This window comes from Streptomyces sp. BE20, assembly GCF_036322525.1.
Taxonomy (GTDB): domain Bacteria; phylum Actinomycetota; class Actinomycetes; order Streptomycetales; family Streptomycetaceae; genus Kitasatospora.
Map to the genome: position 1 here is coordinate 1 of NZ_JAQYWW010001214.1, position 17200 is coordinate 17200.

Annotated in this window: 18 protein-coding genes; 11 read left to right on the top strand and 7 right to left on the bottom strand. The window is 74.8% G+C overall.

The window, feature by feature from the left end:
* Nucleotides 1-235 precede the first annotated feature (235 nt).
* A complete protein-coding gene (locus PUR61_RS41145; protein WP_329885074.1) occupies nt 236-814 on the top strand; it encodes a GNAT family N-acetyltransferase in 579 nt (192 codons plus the stop codon).
* A gap of 63 nt (nt 815-877) precedes the next feature.
* Here the strand turns inward: PUR61_RS41145 and lanL are convergent, their stop codons facing one another.
* Nucleotides 878-3655 carry a class IV lanthionine synthetase LanL gene (gene lanL, locus PUR61_RS41150; RefSeq protein ID WP_329885075.1) on the bottom strand — a complete coding sequence of 926 codons (2778 nt, stop codon included), beginning with the start codon at nt 3653-3655 and terminating at the stop codon, nt 878-880.
* 161 nt (nt 3656-3816) lie between these two features.
* Nucleotides 3817-3984, bottom strand: coding sequence for an SflA family class IV lanthipeptide (locus tag PUR61_RS41155; RefSeq protein WP_329885076.1), 168 nt, complete (start codon nt 3982-3984; stop codon nt 3817-3819).
* A 301-nt stretch (nt 3985-4285) separates the two neighbouring features.
* On the opposite strand from PUR61_RS41155, the gene PUR61_RS41160 reads away from it, so the two are divergent.
* Nucleotides 4286-4684, top strand: a complete 399-nt coding sequence (locus PUR61_RS41160) for a DUF4440 domain-containing protein (RefSeq protein WP_329885077.1) — start codon at nt 4286-4288, stop codon at nt 4682-4684.
* A gap of 196 nt (nt 4685-4880) precedes the next feature.
* Here PUR61_RS41160 and PUR61_RS41165 read toward each other — a convergent pair whose 3' ends face one another.
* Nucleotides 4881-5846, bottom strand: a complete 966-nt coding sequence (locus PUR61_RS41165) for an endonuclease/exonuclease/phosphatase family protein (protein WP_443035330.1) — start codon at nt 5844-5846, stop codon at nt 4881-4883.
* Nucleotides 5847-6063: 217 nt separating this feature from the next.
* On the opposite strand from PUR61_RS41165, the gene PUR61_RS41170 reads away from it, so the two are divergent.
* Entirely contained in the window at nt 6064-6537 is a 474-nt protein-coding gene (locus tag PUR61_RS41170; protein ID WP_329885079.1) for a DUF3093 family protein, read from the top strand.
* Between the two features lie 205 nt (nt 6538-6742).
* Here the strand turns inward: PUR61_RS41170 and PUR61_RS41175 are convergent, their stop codons facing one another.
* Nucleotides 6743-7420: a MerR family transcriptional regulator gene (locus tag PUR61_RS41175; RefSeq protein ID WP_329885080.1), complete on the bottom strand. Its 678-nt coding sequence runs from the start codon at nt 7418-7420 to the stop codon at nt 6743-6745.
* 98 nt (nt 7421-7518) lie between these two features.
* On the opposite strand from PUR61_RS41175, the gene PUR61_RS41180 reads away from it, so the two are divergent.
* Complete coding sequence (locus PUR61_RS41180) at nt 7519-8031, top strand: DUF4188 domain-containing protein (RefSeq protein ID WP_329885081.1); 513 nt, start codon at nt 7519-7521, stop codon at nt 8029-8031.
* An 88-nt stretch (nt 8032-8119) separates the two neighbouring features.
* A complete protein-coding gene (locus PUR61_RS41185) occupies nt 8120-8950 on the top strand; it encodes an inositol monophosphatase family protein (RefSeq protein WP_329885082.1) in 831 nt (276 codons plus the stop codon).
* A gap of 21 nt (nt 8951-8971) precedes the next feature.
* Here the strand turns inward: PUR61_RS41185 and PUR61_RS41190 are convergent, their stop codons facing one another.
* On the bottom strand, nt 8972-9526 hold the full coding sequence (locus tag PUR61_RS41190) for a TetR/AcrR family transcriptional regulator (protein ID WP_329885083.1): 555 nt from the start codon (nt 9524-9526) through the stop codon (nt 8972-8974).
* Complete coding sequence (locus PUR61_RS41195; RefSeq protein ID WP_329885084.1) at nt 9523-9885, bottom strand: DUF1304 domain-containing protein; 363 nt, start codon at nt 9883-9885, stop codon at nt 9523-9525. Before PUR61_RS41195 ends, PUR61_RS41190 begins: the two co-directional genes overlap by 4 nt.
* Nucleotides 9886-10306: 421 nt before the next feature.
* Between PUR61_RS41195 and PUR61_RS41200 the strand changes: the two genes are divergently transcribed.
* Entirely contained in the window at nt 10307-11548 is a 1242-nt protein-coding gene (locus PUR61_RS41200; RefSeq protein ID WP_329885085.1) for a 3-deoxy-7-phosphoheptulonate synthase class II, read from the top strand.
* A gap of 172 nt (nt 11549-11720) precedes the next feature.
* On the opposite strand, the gene PUR61_RS41205 is transcribed toward PUR61_RS41200, so the two are convergent.
* Nucleotides 11721-12848 (bottom strand): beta-ketoacyl-ACP synthase 3, encoded by a 1128-nt coding sequence (locus tag PUR61_RS41205; RefSeq protein ID WP_329885086.1) that lies wholly within the window; start codon nt 12846-12848, stop codon nt 11721-11723.
* A 168-nt stretch (nt 12849-13016) separates the two neighbouring features.
* Here PUR61_RS41205 and PUR61_RS41210 point away from each other — a divergent pair, with 168 nt between their 5' ends.
* From PUR61_RS41210 to PUR61_RS41230, 5 genes are all read left to right on the top strand, one after another.
* The gene (locus tag PUR61_RS41210; protein WP_329885087.1) at nt 13017-13274 is read left to right on the top strand and encodes an acyl carrier protein; all 258 of its coding nucleotides are present in this window, start codon (nt 13017-13019) and stop codon (nt 13272-13274) included.
* 75 nt (nt 13275-13349) lie between these two features.
* Nucleotides 13350-14612: a beta-ketoacyl-[acyl-carrier-protein] synthase family protein gene (locus PUR61_RS41215; RefSeq protein WP_329885088.1), complete on the top strand. Its 1263-nt coding sequence runs from the start codon at nt 13350-13352 to the stop codon at nt 14610-14612.
* On the top strand, nt 14609-15985 hold the full coding sequence (locus PUR61_RS41220; RefSeq protein ID WP_329885089.1) for a ketosynthase chain-length factor: 1377 nt from the start codon (nt 14609-14611) through the stop codon (nt 15983-15985). Before PUR61_RS41215 ends, PUR61_RS41220 begins: the two co-directional genes overlap by 4 nt.
* On the top strand, nt 15982-16239 hold the full coding sequence (locus tag PUR61_RS41225) for an acyl carrier protein (RefSeq protein ID WP_329885090.1): 258 nt from the start codon (nt 15982-15984) through the stop codon (nt 16237-16239). The genes PUR61_RS41220 and PUR61_RS41225 overlap by 4 nt, the downstream gene beginning before the upstream one ends.
* 112 nt (nt 16240-16351) lie before the next feature.
* The gene (locus tag PUR61_RS41230) at nt 16352-17140 is read left to right on the top strand and encodes an SDR family NAD(P)-dependent oxidoreductase (RefSeq protein WP_329885091.1); all 789 of its coding nucleotides are present in this window, start codon (nt 16352-16354) and stop codon (nt 17138-17140) included.
* Nucleotides 17141-17200: the final 60 nt, after the last annotated feature.

Sequence of the window (17200 nt, forward strand, 5' to 3'; positions counted from 1 at the left end):
GCATCAGCGTCCTGTTCGCCATGCTCCGCGACGGCACCCTCTACGAATCCCGAACCCCAGCCGCCACCCCCGCCGCATGACCACCCCCAACAGCACCAAAACCGGCACCACATCCTTGACGAAGGACATAGAGGCACCCCCCGCAGGGCCGGGGGAGCGGGGGAGCTCGGTGGTCTGCTGCGGTGCGCCCGGAAAACGCCTTGCCGCCGGGAACGGTCGAGGACGATCCTCGGGCATGGACCTTCCCCTGCGGGTGATCGAACTGGACACCGAGCTGACGCTCCGCCGCTTCGAGGGCGAGGCGGACCTCCCGGAGTACTTCCGGGTCATCGAGGAGTCGCTGGAGCATCTGCGGCCGTGGATGTCCTGGATCGCCGACCACAGCCGGGAACGGACCGCCGAGTTCCTGGCGGCCCGCCCGGAGCGCTGGGAGAGCGGGACGGACTTCACGTACGCGGTCGTGCTGGACGGGGTGATCGTCGGTGCCTGCGGGCTCTTCCGGCGGGAGGGCACGGCGGACGGCGCCCGTGAGATCGGCTACTGGCTGCACCCCGGTGCCACCGGCCGCGGGGTCGCGAGCCGGAGCGTCGTCGCCCTGGTCGGGCAGGCGTTCCGCCTCCCCGGCGTCGACTACGTCGAGATCGTCCACGACCTGGCCAACCGGGCCAGCGGCGCCGTCCCCGCGCGCCTGGGGTTCACCGCCGACGTCCGCCGCCCGGCCGAGCGGCTGGCCCCGGCGGAGAGCGGCGAGGAACAGGTCTGGCGGCTCACCCGCGGCCAGGCGGAGGAGCGGGCGGCCACCGGAACCCCCTGACCGGAGACCGCACGGACGCCCCGCAGGCCGGCGTCCGGCGCGGGGCAGGGGTGCCGTCCCCGGTCAGGACGGGAACAGCATGCCCGGCCGGGGCCCGCCCCGGCGCTGCAGCCTGCGCAGGAAGGACAGCACCCCGGGGGTCCCGACGGCCCAGGTGGCGGACTCGACGGCGGGGTCGGCGCCGGGAAGCAGCGGCCGGCCGGGCGGGCCTCCGCCGCGGGTCAGGATCAGCCCGGCGATCTCCTCGGCGGCCCGCCAGTGCCGCTCGTCCCCGGTGGCCACGGCGAGGTCGACCAGGAGTTCCCCGACGCCGGCCAGACCGCAGCACTGCCCGACCGTGCCCATCCTCGGGGCCAGGGCGCGGCAGGCGGTCGCCGCTTCGGCGGCACGGGCGGTGAACCCGTCCTCGCCGTAGTGCCGGCCCGCCTGGACCAGCGTCGTTCCGATTCCGGCCAGGCCGCGGCACCAGGATCCGTAGCGGCGGGTCGCCCCGGGCCGCGCGGCGTCGGCGACGAGGCGCGGGACGTCGGCGGCGAGTGCGTCCAGGATGCTGCGTGCCGCCTGCTCCGCCTGTGCGGCCCGTGCCGCCTCTGCTGCCCGGGTTGCCTGCGCCGCCTCTGCGGCGGGGCCGCGGGGTGCACGGGCCTCGGCGCCGGACCGGTCCGCGGCGGCGGCGGCCTCGGCGTACGCGCCGGGCAGGGCGAGCAGGAAGTGGGCGAGGCCGGCCCGGCCGTGTGCGAAGCCCTCGGCGAGCGCGGCGGTTCCGGGGTTGGGAGCCTCCCCGGGGTCGGCGGGGCCGGCGGTGAGCCGGTGGGCGCACGCGCTCGCCACGGCCAGGTGGATCCGGGCGTCCCCGTGCCGGCCGGCCGCCGCCGCACGCCGGGCGAGCAGCAGCCGGGCTGTGCCGACACCTGCGGCGCCGGAGATCTGGTCCGTCCGGAGCGGGTCGGCGCCCGCGTCCGCCCAGGTCCCGGCGCCGGGGCCGGGACCTGGGCCCGGACCACCGGCCGGCGGGCCGGCCGATGGCTTGGTACCGAGAGGGTCGGCCGCGTGGGCGAGGAACAGGTCGACCCCGGCCCGGCCGTCGTACAGTCCCGGGCCGAGCCGGTCCATCGACGGGTGGTCGGCCGTCCACCGGGCCAGCGCGACGACCGCCGCGCGCGCGTCCGGACGGTCGGCGTGCTGCAGCAGTTCGAGGCCGAGGCCCGCGCCGCCGTCGTAGAGCGAGAGCAGCTTGCGCGGCTCCCCGCCCCGCCGGTCGGCGGCGACCAGTTCGTCGGCCGTCCGGACGCAGCGGGTGAGCAGGTGGCCGACGACCTCGTCGAGGAGCCCGGCGGTGACGGTGGGCGGGCCGTACGCGGCACGGGTCGCGGGAGGGGCCTCACCGCGCCGCAGCGTGGCTGCGGCTGCCGTGCGCTCGGCGGGATCGAGGCTCAGCAGGCCGGTCACCACCGTGACCACCGGGGCCGCCGGGCGCCCGGTCCGCGCGAGTGCGGCGGCGAGGCAGGCCAGGGTGCGGTCACGGTTGGTCGCGGGATCCGGGTCGATCACCACCGGGTCGAGTCCGGTGGCCGCGTAGGACAGCGTGGTGCCCAACGCGTAGTAGTCGTCGGCCGGTTCGGTCTCCGTGGCGAGCGGAAGGCCGTAGCCCCGGGTCGCGCCGTCGGGGCGAGCGCCGTCGAGGGCGCTGACCCCGAAGTCGACCAGCGAGCATCCGCCGGACGCGTCGAGCACGACGTTGGCGGGCTTGAGGTCCCTGACCACCACGCCGCGTGCGTGCACGGCGTCCAGGATCCGCAACAGCCCGCGGGCCAGGGTCCACCAGCCGCGTTCCTGCGCGGGCCGGGCGCCCCGCCGGTCGGCCGTGGTGTCGTACGGTCCCGACCCGAGCACCTCGCGGCGCAGGTCGCGCGGTCCGCAGGCGCTGCTCACCAGGTACTCGTCCTCGCCGTGCCGGAAGTAGTCGACCAACCGCGGCACCCCGGCCAGGCCCGCGAGTGCGGTGAGCACCTGCCGCTCGTGCCGGAGCCGGCCGCGGGCGTCGACTCCGGTGGTGTCCTCGGCGACGAAGGCCCGCGCCTGTTTCACCACCACCTCCTGGCCGGTGGCGAGTTCGACCGCACGGTAGACGTGCCCGTTCGGCGAGCGGGTGATTCCGGCGGTGATCCGGTAGCGGCCGTCGCCGACCCGGGTGGTCGCGCGGCGCCGCCGGGTCTGGGTGTCGAACGGGTCCTCCGCCCAGGGTGGTTGGCGGTAGGCGTCCCGGGCGAGACCCGTGAACCGTTCGCCGGCCGGACCGGTCATGACGAGTTCGGGGTCGTCGGCGGAGAGGCGGAACGGCCCGTAGCGGTAGTAGACCGGGGCGTCCGCCCGGACCCGCCGGTCGCTGACCACGCGGGGGCCGTCCCAGCCGGCCAGTGCCTCCGCCAACTCCTCACCGAGAGCGGCGGGTTCATGCGCCGACGGGTACACCGTGACCGCCTTGCCGACGGCTGCCGCACCGCGAACTCCGGCGTTCAGTTCGCGCAGCACGGCGGCGTCGGCGGCGAACTTGGCATCACAGGTGCGGCGGAGCAGGATCGGTACCACCACCTCCAGCAGGAGCGGGAGGAGGTCGGGGCGGGTCGAGACGTGGAGCTTCCAGCCGTGGGCAAGCTCCGGCATGTCGGGGTCGTGGAGGTACAACCAGCCGTCCCCGGCGTGACACTCGCGCCGGGCACCGGACGCGGCGGCCGTGCTGGACGCGGTGGTCGCCAGGGCCACCAGCTCCGTCAGCCGTCCGTGCAGCGCCCCGGCCGTCCCGGAGTCCGTCCGCGCGTTCACCGCTGCTGTCGACGGCACGGATGCATCCTCCCCGAGGTCCCTGTCCGGTGTTCTGCACGCTTCGGCCCGCTGTCCCGGCCCGGAGGGCGGAGCCGCGCGGGTCTCGGGGGCTGTACGCGCGACCGCCGCGCGCGGATTCGCGGGCGGCGGCCGACGGTTGTCCGACTCTCCCGACGGGGTCAGGAGTTGACGGCACACTCGAAGCGGGTCGGGACGTAGGTGACCCACGGGTCGGCGAGACACGCCACGGGGGCGAGGTCCGCGTCGAACTCGTCCTCGAAGGTGATGGTCTCGTCGTCGATGTCCAGCAGACCGGCGTCGCGGATGTCCAGGGCCAGTGCACTCATGGGTGGTTCCTCCCATACGGGTTGGCGGATTCCTTGCGGCATGCCCATGCTAGCCATCCCAACCAATTCACCATAGGGGCGCGACATCACCACATCTGTGGACTTGTGGGGGCGGGACCGTTCCGCGAGTCCCGGGGGCTGCGGAGGGGTGTCGCCGTCGACTGCCCGGGGGTCGTCCGTGTGCGACGTCGGGTCGCTGATCGCCGTGCGGGGGAGGCGGCTTCATGGTTCGTCGTGGAATGAAGTGTCACATCTTGTCGAAAGTGATGATCGCGGAACCGGCCGGTGCTACGGTCGGATCATGTCCACGATCGAAATCGACCTGCTGACCGCCGAGTTCTTCGGGGCCTTCGACAACCGGGACGGCAAGCCGGCCGACGTGGCCCGGATCCGCCGCCTGCTTGTGCCGGGAGGTGTGATCGTCAAGACCGGCCCGGATTTCACGGTCTACTCCGTCGAGGAGTTCGTGGAGCCGCGCGAGCGGCTGCTGAACGACGGGCGGCTGGTCGACTTCTCCGAGTGGGAGACCTCGGCCCGGACCGAGATCGAGGGGGACATCGCGTCCCGCTTCGGTGAGTACCGCAAGTCCGGGGTCCTGGACGGCGAGCCGTTCGAGGGTGGCGGGACCAAGACCATCCAGTTCGTCCGGACCCCGGAGGGCTGGCGGATCGTCGCGTTCTCCTGGTACGACCAGCCCTGACCGACCGGTTCCGACCGGTTTCCGACCGACCCGGAGCAACTCCCGGCGGCCCCGCCCCTGGGCCGGCGCGGGCACCCGGAACGCAGTTGACGGCGGGACGGGGCGCCCGCCACCCCGTCCCGGTACCCCGTCCCGGTACCCCGTCCGCCGCCCTTCCGGCGCCTGACGGCGCCCGCTCGCCCGCCGCCCGGCCGGGTCAGGGGAAGGCGAGCCGGGCGAGGACGGGAGCGTGGTCGGAGGGGCCGGCGTGCGGGGCGGTGGGCTGGGCACCGTTCACATCGGGCAGGCTCCCCGCCCCCGTCGAGACGGCTGTCACCCGTTCGAGCAGCGCGTGGCTGACCAGGATGTGGTCGATGAGTTCGCGCTGCCCCTCGAAGACCCGGGAGAAGCCGCCGGCGGCGAGGATGCGCGGGGCGAGGTTCCAGAGGCGGCTGCCGTCGCGGAGGTCCGGCCTGTCGAAGCCGCCGGTGCCGATCTGGGAGCCGGGCGGTCCGTACAGGATCTGCGTGGTGGCGGCCTGCCACTCGTCGTTGAGGTCGCCCAGGACGACGACGTCCCGGGTGCGGCCCTCGTCGGCCAGCAGGCGGTCGGCCAGTTCGCGCACCGCGGCGGCCTCGGCGCCGCGCCGGAACAGGGCGTAGGCGGCGTAGCGGGCCCGCTCGCCCTCGTCCTCGGTGCTGTGCCGGTTGCCCGGGAAGGTGAGGAGCTTCGACTTCAGGTGGCAGACCACGAGGTGGAGGGTGTGGCCGGGGCTCGGTTCGACGGAGACGGCCAGCGCGCCGCGCCCCATCGTGTGGATCGGCTCGCCGAAGTCCTCGACCTGGATCGGCCGCAGGTGCTGGGGGAACGCCGTCCGGTCCTCGACGCGGGTGAGCGGGTGGCGGCTGAGGAAGCCGACCCGGATGCCGCGCTCGTCGGGGTGGTCGGACAGCTCGGTGTGCCAGTCGCCGTCGATGCGCGCGGCCAGGTCGTCGAGTTCGGCCGGGCCGCCGACCTCCTGGACCCCGAGGACGTCCGGGGCGATGCGGTCGACGGCCTCGGCCAGGGCCCCGAGCTTGGCGTCGTAGACGTCCTGGTTCTTGGCCGCGCACCGGTGCGAGGGCGGCGCGCCGTCCTCCCGGGGCCGGCAGAGGTTCTCCAGGTTCCACGTGCCGATGACCACGTCCATGTGCACTCCTGTCGCCGTGTCGGTGGGCGCCGGTGTCCCGGGGCCCAGTGTCCCGGCCGGCGGGGGGCGGCGGACCGGGAGGACGGGGGCGGTGCGCGGATGTTCACCCGCCCGGTCGCCCGCCGGGCCGCGCGGCGTGTGGCGAGGTGCCCGTGCTCCCACCGGTGACCCACCTGCGGGGGGCGTGTGAGGCCGTGACAGCATCCCGGGTGTGGTGATCTACGACGAACGTCTCTCCGTCCCGAGGCGCTGGTGGCTGGCCGTCCTGGTGGCGGCCGGCGCTCTCACGGCCGCCCTGCTGCCACTCGGTCCGACGGCCGCGGCGGCGGCCGGCGCCCTGCTGGTGACCGCGGCGGTCCCGGCGCTGCGCTGGTACGGCGCGGTCAGGATCCGGATCTGTGACGGTGTCCTGGTGGCCGGCCCGATCGTGCTGCGCGGTGAGCACACCGGCGCGGTCGAGATCCTCGACGAGGCCGCCGCTTTCGCCTGGCGCACCCGCCTCGCCGGCCCCCGGGCGCGTCTGCTCATCCGCACCTACCTGCCCCGTGCCGTGCGCGTCGAGGTCGCGGAGCCGTCCCTGCTCTGCCCGTACGTCTACCTCTCGACCCGCCGCCCGACCGCCCTCGCGGCGGCCCTCGCCGAGGCGCGCGACCGGTACGCCGCCCCGGCCGCGACGCGCGGCTGACCGCCCCTGCGGGCGGTTCGGCGCGGGCGGACAGGTGGGCGGACCGGCCCGCCTCGACGCCGCCGCCGACGCCGACGCCGCCGACGCCGACGCCGCCGACGCCGACGCCGCCGACGCCGACGCCGCCGACGCCGACGCCGCCGACGCCGACGCCGCCGACGCCGACGCCGCTGACGCCGACGGCTCCGGCGGACCCCCGCGGGTCTCAGCCGACGTTCGGCGCGCCCGCTCCGGCGGGGTGCCCGCCGGTCCCGGACGACCCGAACCTGGTCGCCGAGACCTCGGCGTGCCCGATCCGCCGCAGTGCCAGGAGGATCGGCTCGTTGAGCACGGTGAGAGCTACCATCGCCTCCAGCTGTTCCTCGTCGGGATATCCGGCCAGCACGTCCACCTCGTACTCGGTCAGCGGGGCGACGGCGGCCGCGTAGGGACGCAGGCGGGTGATGTCGCAGGGGTGGCCGAGCCGTTCGAGCGCGGTGACGGCGTCGACCAGGTTCCAGTAGAGCGGCTGGTCCACGCACTCGCCCCAGCCCGTCTCGGCCAGCAGTTCGTCGACGGCCGCGCGCGCCGCCGTGCCGGGTTCGGGCCTCTCCTCCGCGTCCGGGCGACCGCTGAAGAGGGCCTCCTGGGCGGCGCCGAACCGCTGGTGCTGGTCGAGTGTGTCGTCCTCGGCGGCCCGGATCACCTCCTTGGTCGCGGCGATGCTCATGCCGCCGACCTGGACGAGCGCGCGGACCAGCCGGAGCCGGCGCAGGTGCGCCTCGGTGTACTCGGAGCGGGAGGCGGTGACGCGGTCGCCGGCGGGCAGCAGGCCCTCGCGCAGGTAGTACTTGATCGTCGCGGTCGGCACGCCGCTGCGGGTACTGAGGTCGGACAGCCGCATGGCGGGCTTTCCTTTCGGATCGACTGGACACCCCAAGGGGATAGTGTCACTATCTTAATAGGGATAGCGACACTATCCATTGACCTCAGGGGTGAGTCATGGCACCAACTACCCTTTCACGCGGGCGAACCACCGATGCCCACGAAGGCGGCGTCGTCGTCTTCCTCATCGGCATGCGGATCAACCGGTGGCGCGCCGTGCGCCAGTGGTGGCCCACCTTCAAAGCCATGCCGGCCATGCTGCGGGAGCTGGCGAAGGACCCGGACTCCGGCATGGCGGGCTTCCGGGTCGTGGTCGGGGGCGGCCTGCGCGAGATCACCCTGATCCAGTACTGGCGGGACGCGGACCGGCTGCTGGCCTACGCGTCGGCGGCGGACCGCCACCACCGGCCCGCTTGGCAGGCGTTCAACCGCCGCGCCCGCGCCGCGTCGGCGGCGGACAGGGCGCCGGCGGTGGGGATCTGGCACGAGACCTTCCAGGTGCCCGCAGGCGGGCACGAGTCCGTCTACGTCGGCATGCCCCCCTTCGGTCTCGGCCAGGCGTTCGGTACGCAGCCGGTGGGGAAGCGCGGCGACACCGCGGCGCAGCGGCTCGCCGGCCGGCAGGGCTGACCGCGACGGCGCGGGCGGCGCGGCCTGTGCGGACGGTACGGCCGGCTCGGCCGGCCGGGACTCCCCGGGGGTGTGGTCTGATGGTGCGATGATCGACGAAGCTTTCGCCGCAGAGTGCCTGACGCCCGTCGCGGAGGTGGTCCGGCAGGCGGCCGCCGCCGAGATCATGCCGCACTTCCGGTCGCTCGCCGCTGACCAGGTGGCCCAGAAGAAGGGCCCGCACGACCTGGTGACGATCGCCGACCGGCGTGCCGAGGCCTACCTGTCCGCGGCGCTGACGGCGCTGCTCCCGGGCTCGGTGGTGGTGGGGGAGGAGGGCGTCGACGCGGATCCCTCCCGCTACGGCGCACTGGGCGGCGACCTTCCGGTCTGGATCGTCGACCCGATCGACGGGACCCGGACCTTCGTCCGCGGCGAGGAGGGGTTCTGCACCCTGGTCGCCCTCGCCCACCGCGGCGAGCTGCTGGCCTCCTGGACGTACGCGCCGGCGCGTGACGAGATGGCGACGGCGCTCCGGGGCGGCGGGGCCCGGCTCGACGGCGTCCCGCTGTTCGCCGGCTCCCCGGGGCCCGGGGCTCCGCTGGAGATCGCCTCCTCGCACCCGGACTACACCACGCCCGACCAGCGGCGGGCCCTGCTCGGTCTGCGCACCGACGGGGTGACCACCCGGCCGTGCGCGGGGTCGGCCGGCCTCGAATACCTCGCCATCGCCCGCGGCGCCCTCGATGCCGTCGCCTTCTGCTGGGAGAACGCCTGGGACCACGCGGCCGGCCTCCTCCTGGTCGCCGAGGCCGGCGGCGCCCACACCACCCGGGGTGGCGTGCCCTTCCGCCTCGCCGGCGGGAACACCCTCCCGCTCACCGCCGCCCGGGACCCCGAGACCCTGGAGCGCGTACGCCGCCTCCTCGCGGGCGAGTGATCCCGCGCCGGGACCGCGGCTTCACTCGAACGGGGTGCGGTGCAGGGAGATCAGCAGGCGCCAGCTCCGGGCGGCGAGCTCCTCGGAGGTGGCCGGGACGAGGGCGTGCAGCCAGTCCGCCAGCAGTGCGGTGAAGGTCGCGGCGACGGCGGTCGCGACGAGGTCGGGGTGTGGCGCACCGGCCAGGGCCCGCTCGGTGCGGCTGCGTTCGCGCAGCTCGCGGTGGAGGACCTCGCCGAGCGGTCCGGTGCCGCCGGGCAGCAGCAGCGAGCGGTGGACTGCCGCGTGCTCCGCCACCTCGTCGAGGAACGCGGCGAGCGCCGGGGGCGGGGCGGCCGGGTCGGGGACGCCGCGCCAGGCGTGCAGGGCGTCGACGCCCTCGCGCGCGACCTGGGCGCAGGCGTCCACGGCGAGGGCCCGGAGGTCCTCGTAGTGCAGGTAGAAGGTGGCGCGTCCGACGGCCGCGCGCCGGACCACGGCGGCCACGCCGACCTCGCCGAGCGGGCGTTCGGCGCACTCGGCGAGCAGCGCGGCGCGGAGTTTGGCCCGGGTGCGGTCGGCCCGTGCGTCGCTCACCGGGCGACCAGGACGGCGGCGAGCGCGAGGGCGCCGGGCAGGGCCTGGGCGAAGAGGATCCGGCGGTTGGCGGTCGCCGCGCCGTACAGGCCGGCCACCACGACGCAGGACAGGAAGAAGACCTGGGCGCCGAAGCCGGTGGGGTCGTCCGCGAGCAGCCCCCAGACCAGGCCCGCGGCCAGGAAGCCGTTGTAGAGGCCCTGGTTGGCGGCCAGCGGAGCGGTGGCCTTTGCCGTCGTCGCGTCGAAGCCGGAGAGGCCGCGCCCCGGCGCGCGCTCCCAGAGGAACATCTCCAGCACCAGGATGTAGCCGTGCAGGGCGGCCACCAGGCCCACCAGCGTGTTCGCGACGATACCCATGACGAGGCTCCGTTCTGGACGAGTGTCCAGTAATCATAGACAGGTGTCCAGAACGGAGTTATCGGCCGGCTGCGGGTGGAGTGGAGCGGAAGGGTCGACGCCCGCCTCCGCGAACTCCAACTCTCCCCGGGCCCGAACGGTGTGACGCCGCCTCTGGAGTCGGCGGAGCCTCAGGGGGTGTCATCGGCCGGCAGGGGTGAGGGTGTCGGGACCGCTCGGGTTAGGTTAACCTAACCTAACTAGCGCTTCGGCTGAAGCTCCTCCCCGACGTTCCGCACCACCTCCCCGCAGTACCACCTCCCCGCAGTACCACCTCCCCGCAGCGCCATCGCGCCGCCGCGCCCGGGCGCTCAGGCCCGGACGCGGCGCCGATCCCCCCGGAAACCGGGCCGTCGAGCCCATCCACCAGTCAGGACACCGCGTGCGCCCCGACCTCGAAGTCCCCCTGCCCGTACCGGACGACGCCTGGCGGACCAGGCCGGCGGCCCAGCAGCCGGACTGGCCCAGCGTCTCCGAACTGCGGGACGCCGTGCGTCGGCTGGAGTCCCTGCCCGTCCTCGTCCCGGCCGAGGAGTGCGAGCGCCTCCGTCTGCGCATGGCCGACGTGGCACGCGGCCGGTCCTTCCTGCTCCAGGGCGGGGACTGCGCGGAGACCTTCGACATGATCACCCCCGAAGGTGTGGGTGCCACCCGTGGCACGCTGCGCAGCATGGCGGCCACCCTGTCGGACGCCCTGGCCATGCCGGTGGTCACCATGGGGCGGACCGCCGGCCAGTACGCCAAGCCCCGTTCCCGGAGCACGGAGACCCGCGGCGGTGTGACGTTGCCGGTCTACCGGGGTGATGCCGTGAACGGGACCGAGTTCACCCCCGAGGCGCGGACCCCCGACCCCGGCCGCCTCCTCCGGAGCCGTCACGTCGCTGCGGTGACCATCGGGTATCTCCGCGAACTCGCGGACGAGGGAGACGAGTTCTTCGTTTCCCATGAAGGTCTTCTCCTGGACTACGAGGCCGCGCTGACCAGGACCGACCCGCGCACCGGGCGTCGCTGGGCCGGCTCCGGTCACCTGCTGTGGATCGGCGAGCGGACCCGCGACCTGGACGGCGCGCACGTCGAGTACTTCAGCACCGTCGACAACCCGATCGCCGTGAAGCTCGGCCCGACCGCGGACGCGGACACCGTGCTGCGGCTGGCCGACCGCCTCGACCCCGAGCGGGAGCCCGGGCGGCTCACCTTCATCAGCCGGATGGGTTCCCGGGCCGTGCGGCACGTCCTGCCCGAGCTCGTCTCCCGGGTGGCGGCCGAGGGCTTCCCCACGGCGTGGGTGTGCGACCCGATGCACGGCAACACCGTCGCCGCGCCCTCCGGACACAAGACCCGGTACTTCAACACGGTCATGGACGAGATCAGAGGCTTCTTCGAAGTGCACCGCACACTGGACACGGTGGCCGGGGGCCTGCACCTGGAGATGACCGGCCGGGACGTCACCGAGTGCGTCGGCGGAACCGGCGGAGTTTCCGCCGACGACCTCGCCGACCGGTACGAGTCGGCCTGCGACCCGCGCTTCAACCGCGCCCAGTCCCTGGAGGTGGCCGCCCGGGTCGCCGAGCTGGCCTCCAAGTCGCCCGGTCCGCTCCGGGTCTCGCCGACGATCTACTTCTGACACCGCGGCAGGCCGCACCGCGCGGACGCCGAAGCGCCGGCACCCTCTCCCGGGCCCGGCGTTTCGGCGGGTGCGGAGCCGTCGGGCCGGTCCCCGCCGGCGTGCTCCACCGGGTCGGCCGAGCCGAACCCCGGCGCCCTCCCGGGCCGGCGGCGAGGGCCGGGGGCGGGCGTCACGGCAGCAGGACCACCTGGCCCGCATAGTTGAGGCCGGCGCCGAAGCCGACCAGGAGCGCGGTGTCGCCCGGACCGGCCTCCCCGGCCTCCAGCAGCGCCTCCAGGGCCAGCGGCACCGAGGCGGAGGACGTGTTCCCGGTGCGGGCCACGTCGTGCGAGACCACCGTCCGGGGGCCCAGCTCCAGCCGTTCGGCCATCAGGTCGATCATCCGCGCGTTGGACTGGTGCGGCACGAACACGTCCAGGTCCCCGGGCGCGATCCCCGCGCCCTCCAGCGCCCGGCGCGCGCCCGGGCAGACCTCCTCCATCGCCCACCGGAACACCCGGCGGCCGTCCATCCGCAGCCAGGGCCGCTCGGTCGTGCCCGGTGATCCCGCGTAGGCGTCCCACCCGTGCGACATCCGCAGCGAGTCGAAGTACCGGCCGTTGGCGGCGCGGGCCACCGGTCCGATCCCGGGCCGGTCGGCCGGGCCGACCACCGCCGCGCCCGCGCCGTCGGCGAACAGGAAGGCCATCGAGTCGTCCGTCGGGTTCACGATGTCGGTCATCCGCTCGGCGCCGACCACCAGGACGTGACCGGCGCTGCCGGCGCCGATCGAATCGGCGGCCAGCGCGAGGGCGTGGCAGAAGCCCGCACAGGCGGCCGAGAGGTCGATCCCCGTGGCGCCGTGCGCGCCCAGCTCGTGCGCGATCCGGACGGCCGTCGGCGGGGTCATCAGCATGTTGGAGGTGCTCGCCAGCAGCACCAGGTCGACGTCGGCGGGCCGGACCCCGGCGCGGGCCAGGGCCTTGTCGGCAGCCGCCGCGCCCATCACGGCCAGGGTCTCCGCCGGCCCGGCGAACCGGCGCTCCACGATGCCGCTGCGGCCGGTGATCCACTCCTCCGGGTGCCCGATCAGCCGGCCCAGTTCGGCGTTGCCGACCACCCGGGCGGGCCGGTACCCGCCGACCCCGAGCAGCCGGCTGTGACCGACGGGGGCCGCCCGCAACCCGTCCGTCCGCGCCCGGTCCGCCTCCGGCCCGTCCGCCTCCGCCCGGTTCGCCCAGGCCCCGTCCGCCTCCGGCCGGCCCGGGCGCGGACGCTCCGGTCGCACCGCGTTCTGCACCGCACTCTGCTCGGCCATCGTCGACTCCCCTTCGGGCCGCTCGGGTCAGCACTCCGGGGACAGCGTCCGGGGCCTGCCTGGAACCCGGCCGGAGCCGGCCGCGCCGTCGGCTGTCCAGCGCCGCTCGACCGCGTCCCCAGCCGGGTTGCCGACGGTGGCGATGTTCACCGAACGGAAGGAAACCCCATGGCTGGCTTCACGCTCACCGACTTCCAGCAGATCGTGGCGAAGTGCTTCGAGGGCACCGACGGCGGCGAGCTCGACGCGGCCTCGGTCGACAGCGAGTTCGGCGACCTCGGCTACGACTCCATCGTGGTCTACGAGATCGCCGTCCGGATCCAGGACGACTACGGCGTCGCCATCCCGGACGAGGACCTCGACGACCTCAAGACGCCCGCCGACTTCATCGCGTACATCGGTGCCCGCATCCCCGCCGCGAGCTGACGGAGCGACCGGAGGGCAGCCGCGGGGACGGCTGCCGACGGCAGAGGACGGAAGAGGAAAAGAGGAGAACGGACTATGAACCGTAGCGTCGCCATCACCGGCATCGGTGTGGTCGCGCCCGGCGGGATCGGCCGGAAGGCGTTCTGGGACCTGCTCGTCTCCGGGCGCACCGCCACCCGGACCATCTCGCTGTTCGACCCCGGCCGCTTCCGCTCGCGGGTGGCGGCCGAGGTGGACTTCGACCCGGCGCTGTACGGCCTGACCCCCCGGGAGGTCCGCCGGCTCGACCGGGCGGCCCAGTTCGCCGTGGTCAGCGCCCGCGAGTGCATCACCGACAGCGGACTCGAGTTCGCCGCGCTGGACCCGCACCGGGTCGGGGTCAGCGTCGGCAGCGCCGTCGGCGGCACCACCACCCTGGAACAGGAGTACCTCGTCCTCAGCGACAGCGGCCGGCAGTGGGAGGTCGACGGCGACTACGTGTCACCGCACCTGTACGACGCCTTCGTGCCCAGCTCGCTGGCGGCCGAGGTGGCCTGGACGGCAGGCGCGGAGGGTCCTGCCGCCGTCGTCTCCACGGGGTGCACCTCGGGTCTTGACTCCATCGGCTACGCCCGCGACCTGATCGCGGAGGGCAGCGCCGACGTCATGCTGGCCGGCGCGGCCGACACCCCGATCTCGCCGATCGCCGTCGCCTGCTTCGACGCCGTCCGCGCCACCTCGGTGCGCAACGACGACCCGGCCCACGCCTCGCGCCCCTTCGACCGCGGCCGCGACGGGTTCGTGATCGCCGAGGGCGCCGCGATGTTCGTCCTGGAGGAGCTGGAGCACGCCCGGGCCCGGGGCGCGCACGTCTACGGGCTGGTCTCGGGGTACGCCACGCGCTGCAACGCCTACCACATGACCGGGTTGAAGAAGGACGGCCGCGAGATGGCCGAGGCCGTCAGGCACGCCCTGGCCGAGGCACGGCGGGCACCCGACGCGGTCGACTACGTCAACGCCCACGGCTCCGGCACGAAGCAGAACGACCGGCACGAGACGATGGCCTTCAAGCAGGCACTCGGCGACCACGCCTACCGGGTGCCGGTCAGCTCCATCAAGTCGATGGTCGGTCACTCGCTCGGGGCGATCGGATCGATCGAGATCGCCGCCTGCGCGCTGGCCATGGAGCACGGGGCCGTCCCGCCCACCGCCAACCTGCACGAGCGCGACCCGGAGTGCGACCTCGACTACGTGCCCAACGAGGCGCGGGAGGCCCGGTTGGACACCGTGGTGTCGGTCGGCAGCGGCTTCGGCGGCTTCCAGAGCGCGATGGTCCTGACCCGGGCGGACGCCGCATGAGCGGCGTGGACACCGGAGGCGCCGAGGCCGGGCCCGCCGTCCGCACCGGGCCCGCAGCCGCTGCCGGAGGCGCAGCCGGCGCCGCCGCGGACACCGCGGTGGTCACCGGCATCGGTGTGGCCGCGCCCAACGGCCTGGGTACGGAGACCTGGTGGGCGGCGACCCTGCGCGGCGAGAGCGGGATCCGCCCCATCACCCGCTACGACGCCACGAAGTACCCGGTGCGCCTGGCCGGGCTCATCCCGGACTTCGACGCCGCCGCCCACCTGCCGGGCCGCCTGCTGCCGCAGACCGACCGGGTCACCCGGCTGGCGGTCGCCGCCGCCGACTGGGCGCTCGCCGACTCCGGCGCCGACCCGGCCGAGCTGCCCGAGTACGGCATGAGCGTGGTGACCTCCAACGCCACCGGCGGCTTCGAGTTCACCCACCGCGAGGCGCGCAAGCTGTGGACCAAGGGCCCGCAGCACGTCAGCGTCTACGAGTCCTTCGCCTGGTTCTACGCGGCCAACACCGGTCAGATCTCCATCCGCCACGGCATGCGCGGGCCGGGCAGCGTTTTGGTGGCGGACCAGGCCGGCGGGCTCGACGCGCTCGGCCACGCCCGGCGCACCCTGCGCGGGGGGAGTTCGCTGGTGGTGAGCGGCGGGGTGGAGTCCGCGTTCGACCCGTGGGGGCTGGTGGCGCACCTGTCCGGCGGCGGGGTCTCGACGGTCGCCGACCCGACCCGCGCCTACCTGCCGTTCGACACCGGGGCCGCCGGGCACGTGCCCGGAGAGGGCGGTGCCGTGCTGATCGTGGAGAGCGCCGCGGCGGCGGCCGCGCGCGGTGCCCACCAGGTCTACGGCGAGATCGCCGGGTACGCGGCGACCTTCGACCCGGCGCCCGGGTCCGGCCGCCCGCCCGGCCTGGAACGCGCCGCCCGGCTGGCCCTGTCGGACGCCGGCCTGGCCGCCGGGGACATCGACGTGGTCTTCGCCGACGCGGCCGGCGTCCGCGAGCGCGACGACGCCGAGGCGGCGGCGATCGAGGCGCTGTTCGGCCCGTACGGGGTCCCGGTGAGCGTACCCAAGACGCTCACCGGCCGGCTCACCGGCGGCGGCCCGCCGCTGGACACCGCCGCCGCGCTGCTGTCCGTCCGGGACGGCGTGCTGCCCGCGGCGGCGCACGTCACCCGGCCGGTGCCCGGCCACCGGCTCGACCTGGTGCGGGGCGAACCGCGCCCGCTGCGGGTCCGGGCCGCGTTGGTCCTGGCGCGCGGCCACGGCGGCTTCAACTCCGCCCTGGTGGTGCGCGCCGTGGAGCCGGGCCGCGGGGCCGCCCGGGGCACGACCCGCCCATCCGTCCGCGAGACCGCCCGGGAGGACCGGCCATGAGCCACCTGACCTTCGACGACCTCCGAGGAATCCTCGCCGAGTGCGCGGGCGAGGACGAACAGACCCGGATCGACCCCGAGGCCCTGGACCTCCCGTTCACCGACCTCGGCTACGACTCGCTGGCCCTGCTGGAGACGGCGGCGGTGATCACCCGCCGCTACGGCGCCGACCTCGCCGACGACGTGATGGCGGCCGTCGAGACCCCGCGCCAGCTGCTCGACCTGGTGAACAGCGCGATGGCCGAGGCGGCCTGAGCCGTCGCGGCGGACGGGGCCGCCGGGCCGGATCCGAGAGCCCGAGAGCCCGAGGGCCCGAGTGAAGTCAGAAGTCCGAGAGAACCCGAGAGAACCCGAGAGGAGCGCGAGCATGGGAGTGCAGCAACCACCCGGCCCGGCCCTGGTCACCGGGGCGACCCGCGGCATCGGCCGGGCCGTCGCCGAGACGCTCGCCCGGCGCGGCCACCCCGTCTTCCTCGCCGCCAGGGACGCCGAACAGGTGGCCGCCACCGTCAAGGAGCTGCGCGGGCAGGGCCTGACGGCGGACGGCGCCGCCTGCGACGTGCGGTCCCGCGACGAGGTGCGGGGCTGGGTCGCGGCCGCCGTCGAGCGGTACGGCCCGGCCGAGGTGCTGGTGAACAACGCCGGCCGGGGCGGCGGCGGCGTCACCGCCGACCTTCCCGACGAGACCTGGTACGACGTCATCGACACCAACCTCAACAGCGTCTTCCTGGTCACCCGGGAGGTCCTCACCACCGGCCGGATGCGCGAGCGCGAACGCGGCCGGATCATCAGCATCGCCTCCACCGGCGGCAAGCAGGGCGTGCTCTACGGGGCGCCCTACTCGGCGTCCAAGCACGGCGTGGTCGGCTTCACCAAGGCGCTCGGCCTCGAACTCGCCAAGACCGGCATCACCGTCAACGCGGTCTGCCCCGGGTACGTCGAGACGCCGATGGCCGAGGGCGTGCGCCGGGGCTTCGCCGGCCTGTGGAACGTCACCGAGCAGGAGGTGCTGGAACGCTTCCTGGCCAAGATCCCGCTCGGCCGCTACACCGAGCCCGCCGAGGTGGCCGCCTTCGTGGGCTTCCTGGTCACCGACGAGGCGGCCCCGATCACCGCGCAGGCGCTCAACATCTGCGGCGGCCTCGGCACGTACTGACCCGCCCGCCCCGCCGGACGGGCTGCCCGGGCCGACGGGGCGGCCCACCACGACGGGCCG

What these genes read in the sequence shown, in the direction of transcription:
- PUR61_RS41185 (WP_329885082.1), top strand. Translation starts at nt 8,120, where the DNA reads ATGATCGACGAAGCTTTCGCCGCAGAGTGCCTGACGCCCGTCGCGGAG.
- PUR61_RS41180 (WP_329885081.1), top strand. Translation starts at nt 7,519, where the DNA reads ATGGCACCAACTACCCTTTCACGCGGGCGAACCACCGATGCCCACGAA.
- PUR61_RS41175 (WP_329885080.1), bottom strand. Translation starts at nt 7,420, where the DNA reads ATGCGGCTGTCCGACCTCAGTACCCGCAGCGGCGTGCCGACCGCGACG.
- PUR61_RS41145 (WP_329885074.1), top strand. Translation starts at nt 236, where the DNA reads ATGGACCTTCCCCTGCGGGTGATCGAACTGGACACCGAGCTGACGCTC.
- PUR61_RS41225 (WP_329885090.1), top strand. Translation starts at nt 15,982, where the DNA reads ATGAGCCACCTGACCTTCGACGACCTCCGAGGAATCCTCGCCGAGTGC.
- PUR61_RS41215 (WP_329885088.1), top strand. Translation starts at nt 13,350, where the DNA reads ATGAACCGTAGCGTCGCCATCACCGGCATCGGTGTGGTCGCGCCCGGC.
- PUR61_RS41160 (WP_329885077.1), top strand. Translation starts at nt 4,286, where the DNA reads ATGTCCACGATCGAAATCGACCTGCTGACCGCCGAGTTCTTCGGGGCC.
- PUR61_RS41155 (WP_329885076.1), bottom strand. Translation starts at nt 3,984, where the DNA reads ATGAGTGCACTGGCCCTGGACATCCGCGACGCCGGTCTGCTGGACATC.
- PUR61_RS41220 (WP_329885089.1), top strand. Translation starts at nt 14,609, where the DNA reads ATGAGCGGCGTGGACACCGGAGGCGCCGAGGCCGGGCCCGCCGTCCGC.
- PUR61_RS41205 (WP_329885086.1), bottom strand. Translation starts at nt 12,848, where the DNA reads ATGGCCGAGCAGAGTGCGGTGCAGAACGCGGTGCGACCGGAGCGTCCG.
- PUR61_RS41195 (WP_329885084.1), bottom strand. Translation starts at nt 9,885, where the DNA reads ATGGGTATCGTCGCGAACACGCTGGTGGGCCTGGTGGCCGCCCTGCAC.
- PUR61_RS41210 (WP_329885087.1), top strand. Translation starts at nt 13,017, where the DNA reads ATGGCTGGCTTCACGCTCACCGACTTCCAGCAGATCGTGGCGAAGTGC.
- PUR61_RS41230 (WP_329885091.1), top strand. Translation starts at nt 16,352, where the DNA reads ATGGGAGTGCAGCAACCACCCGGCCCGGCCCTGGTCACCGGGGCGACC.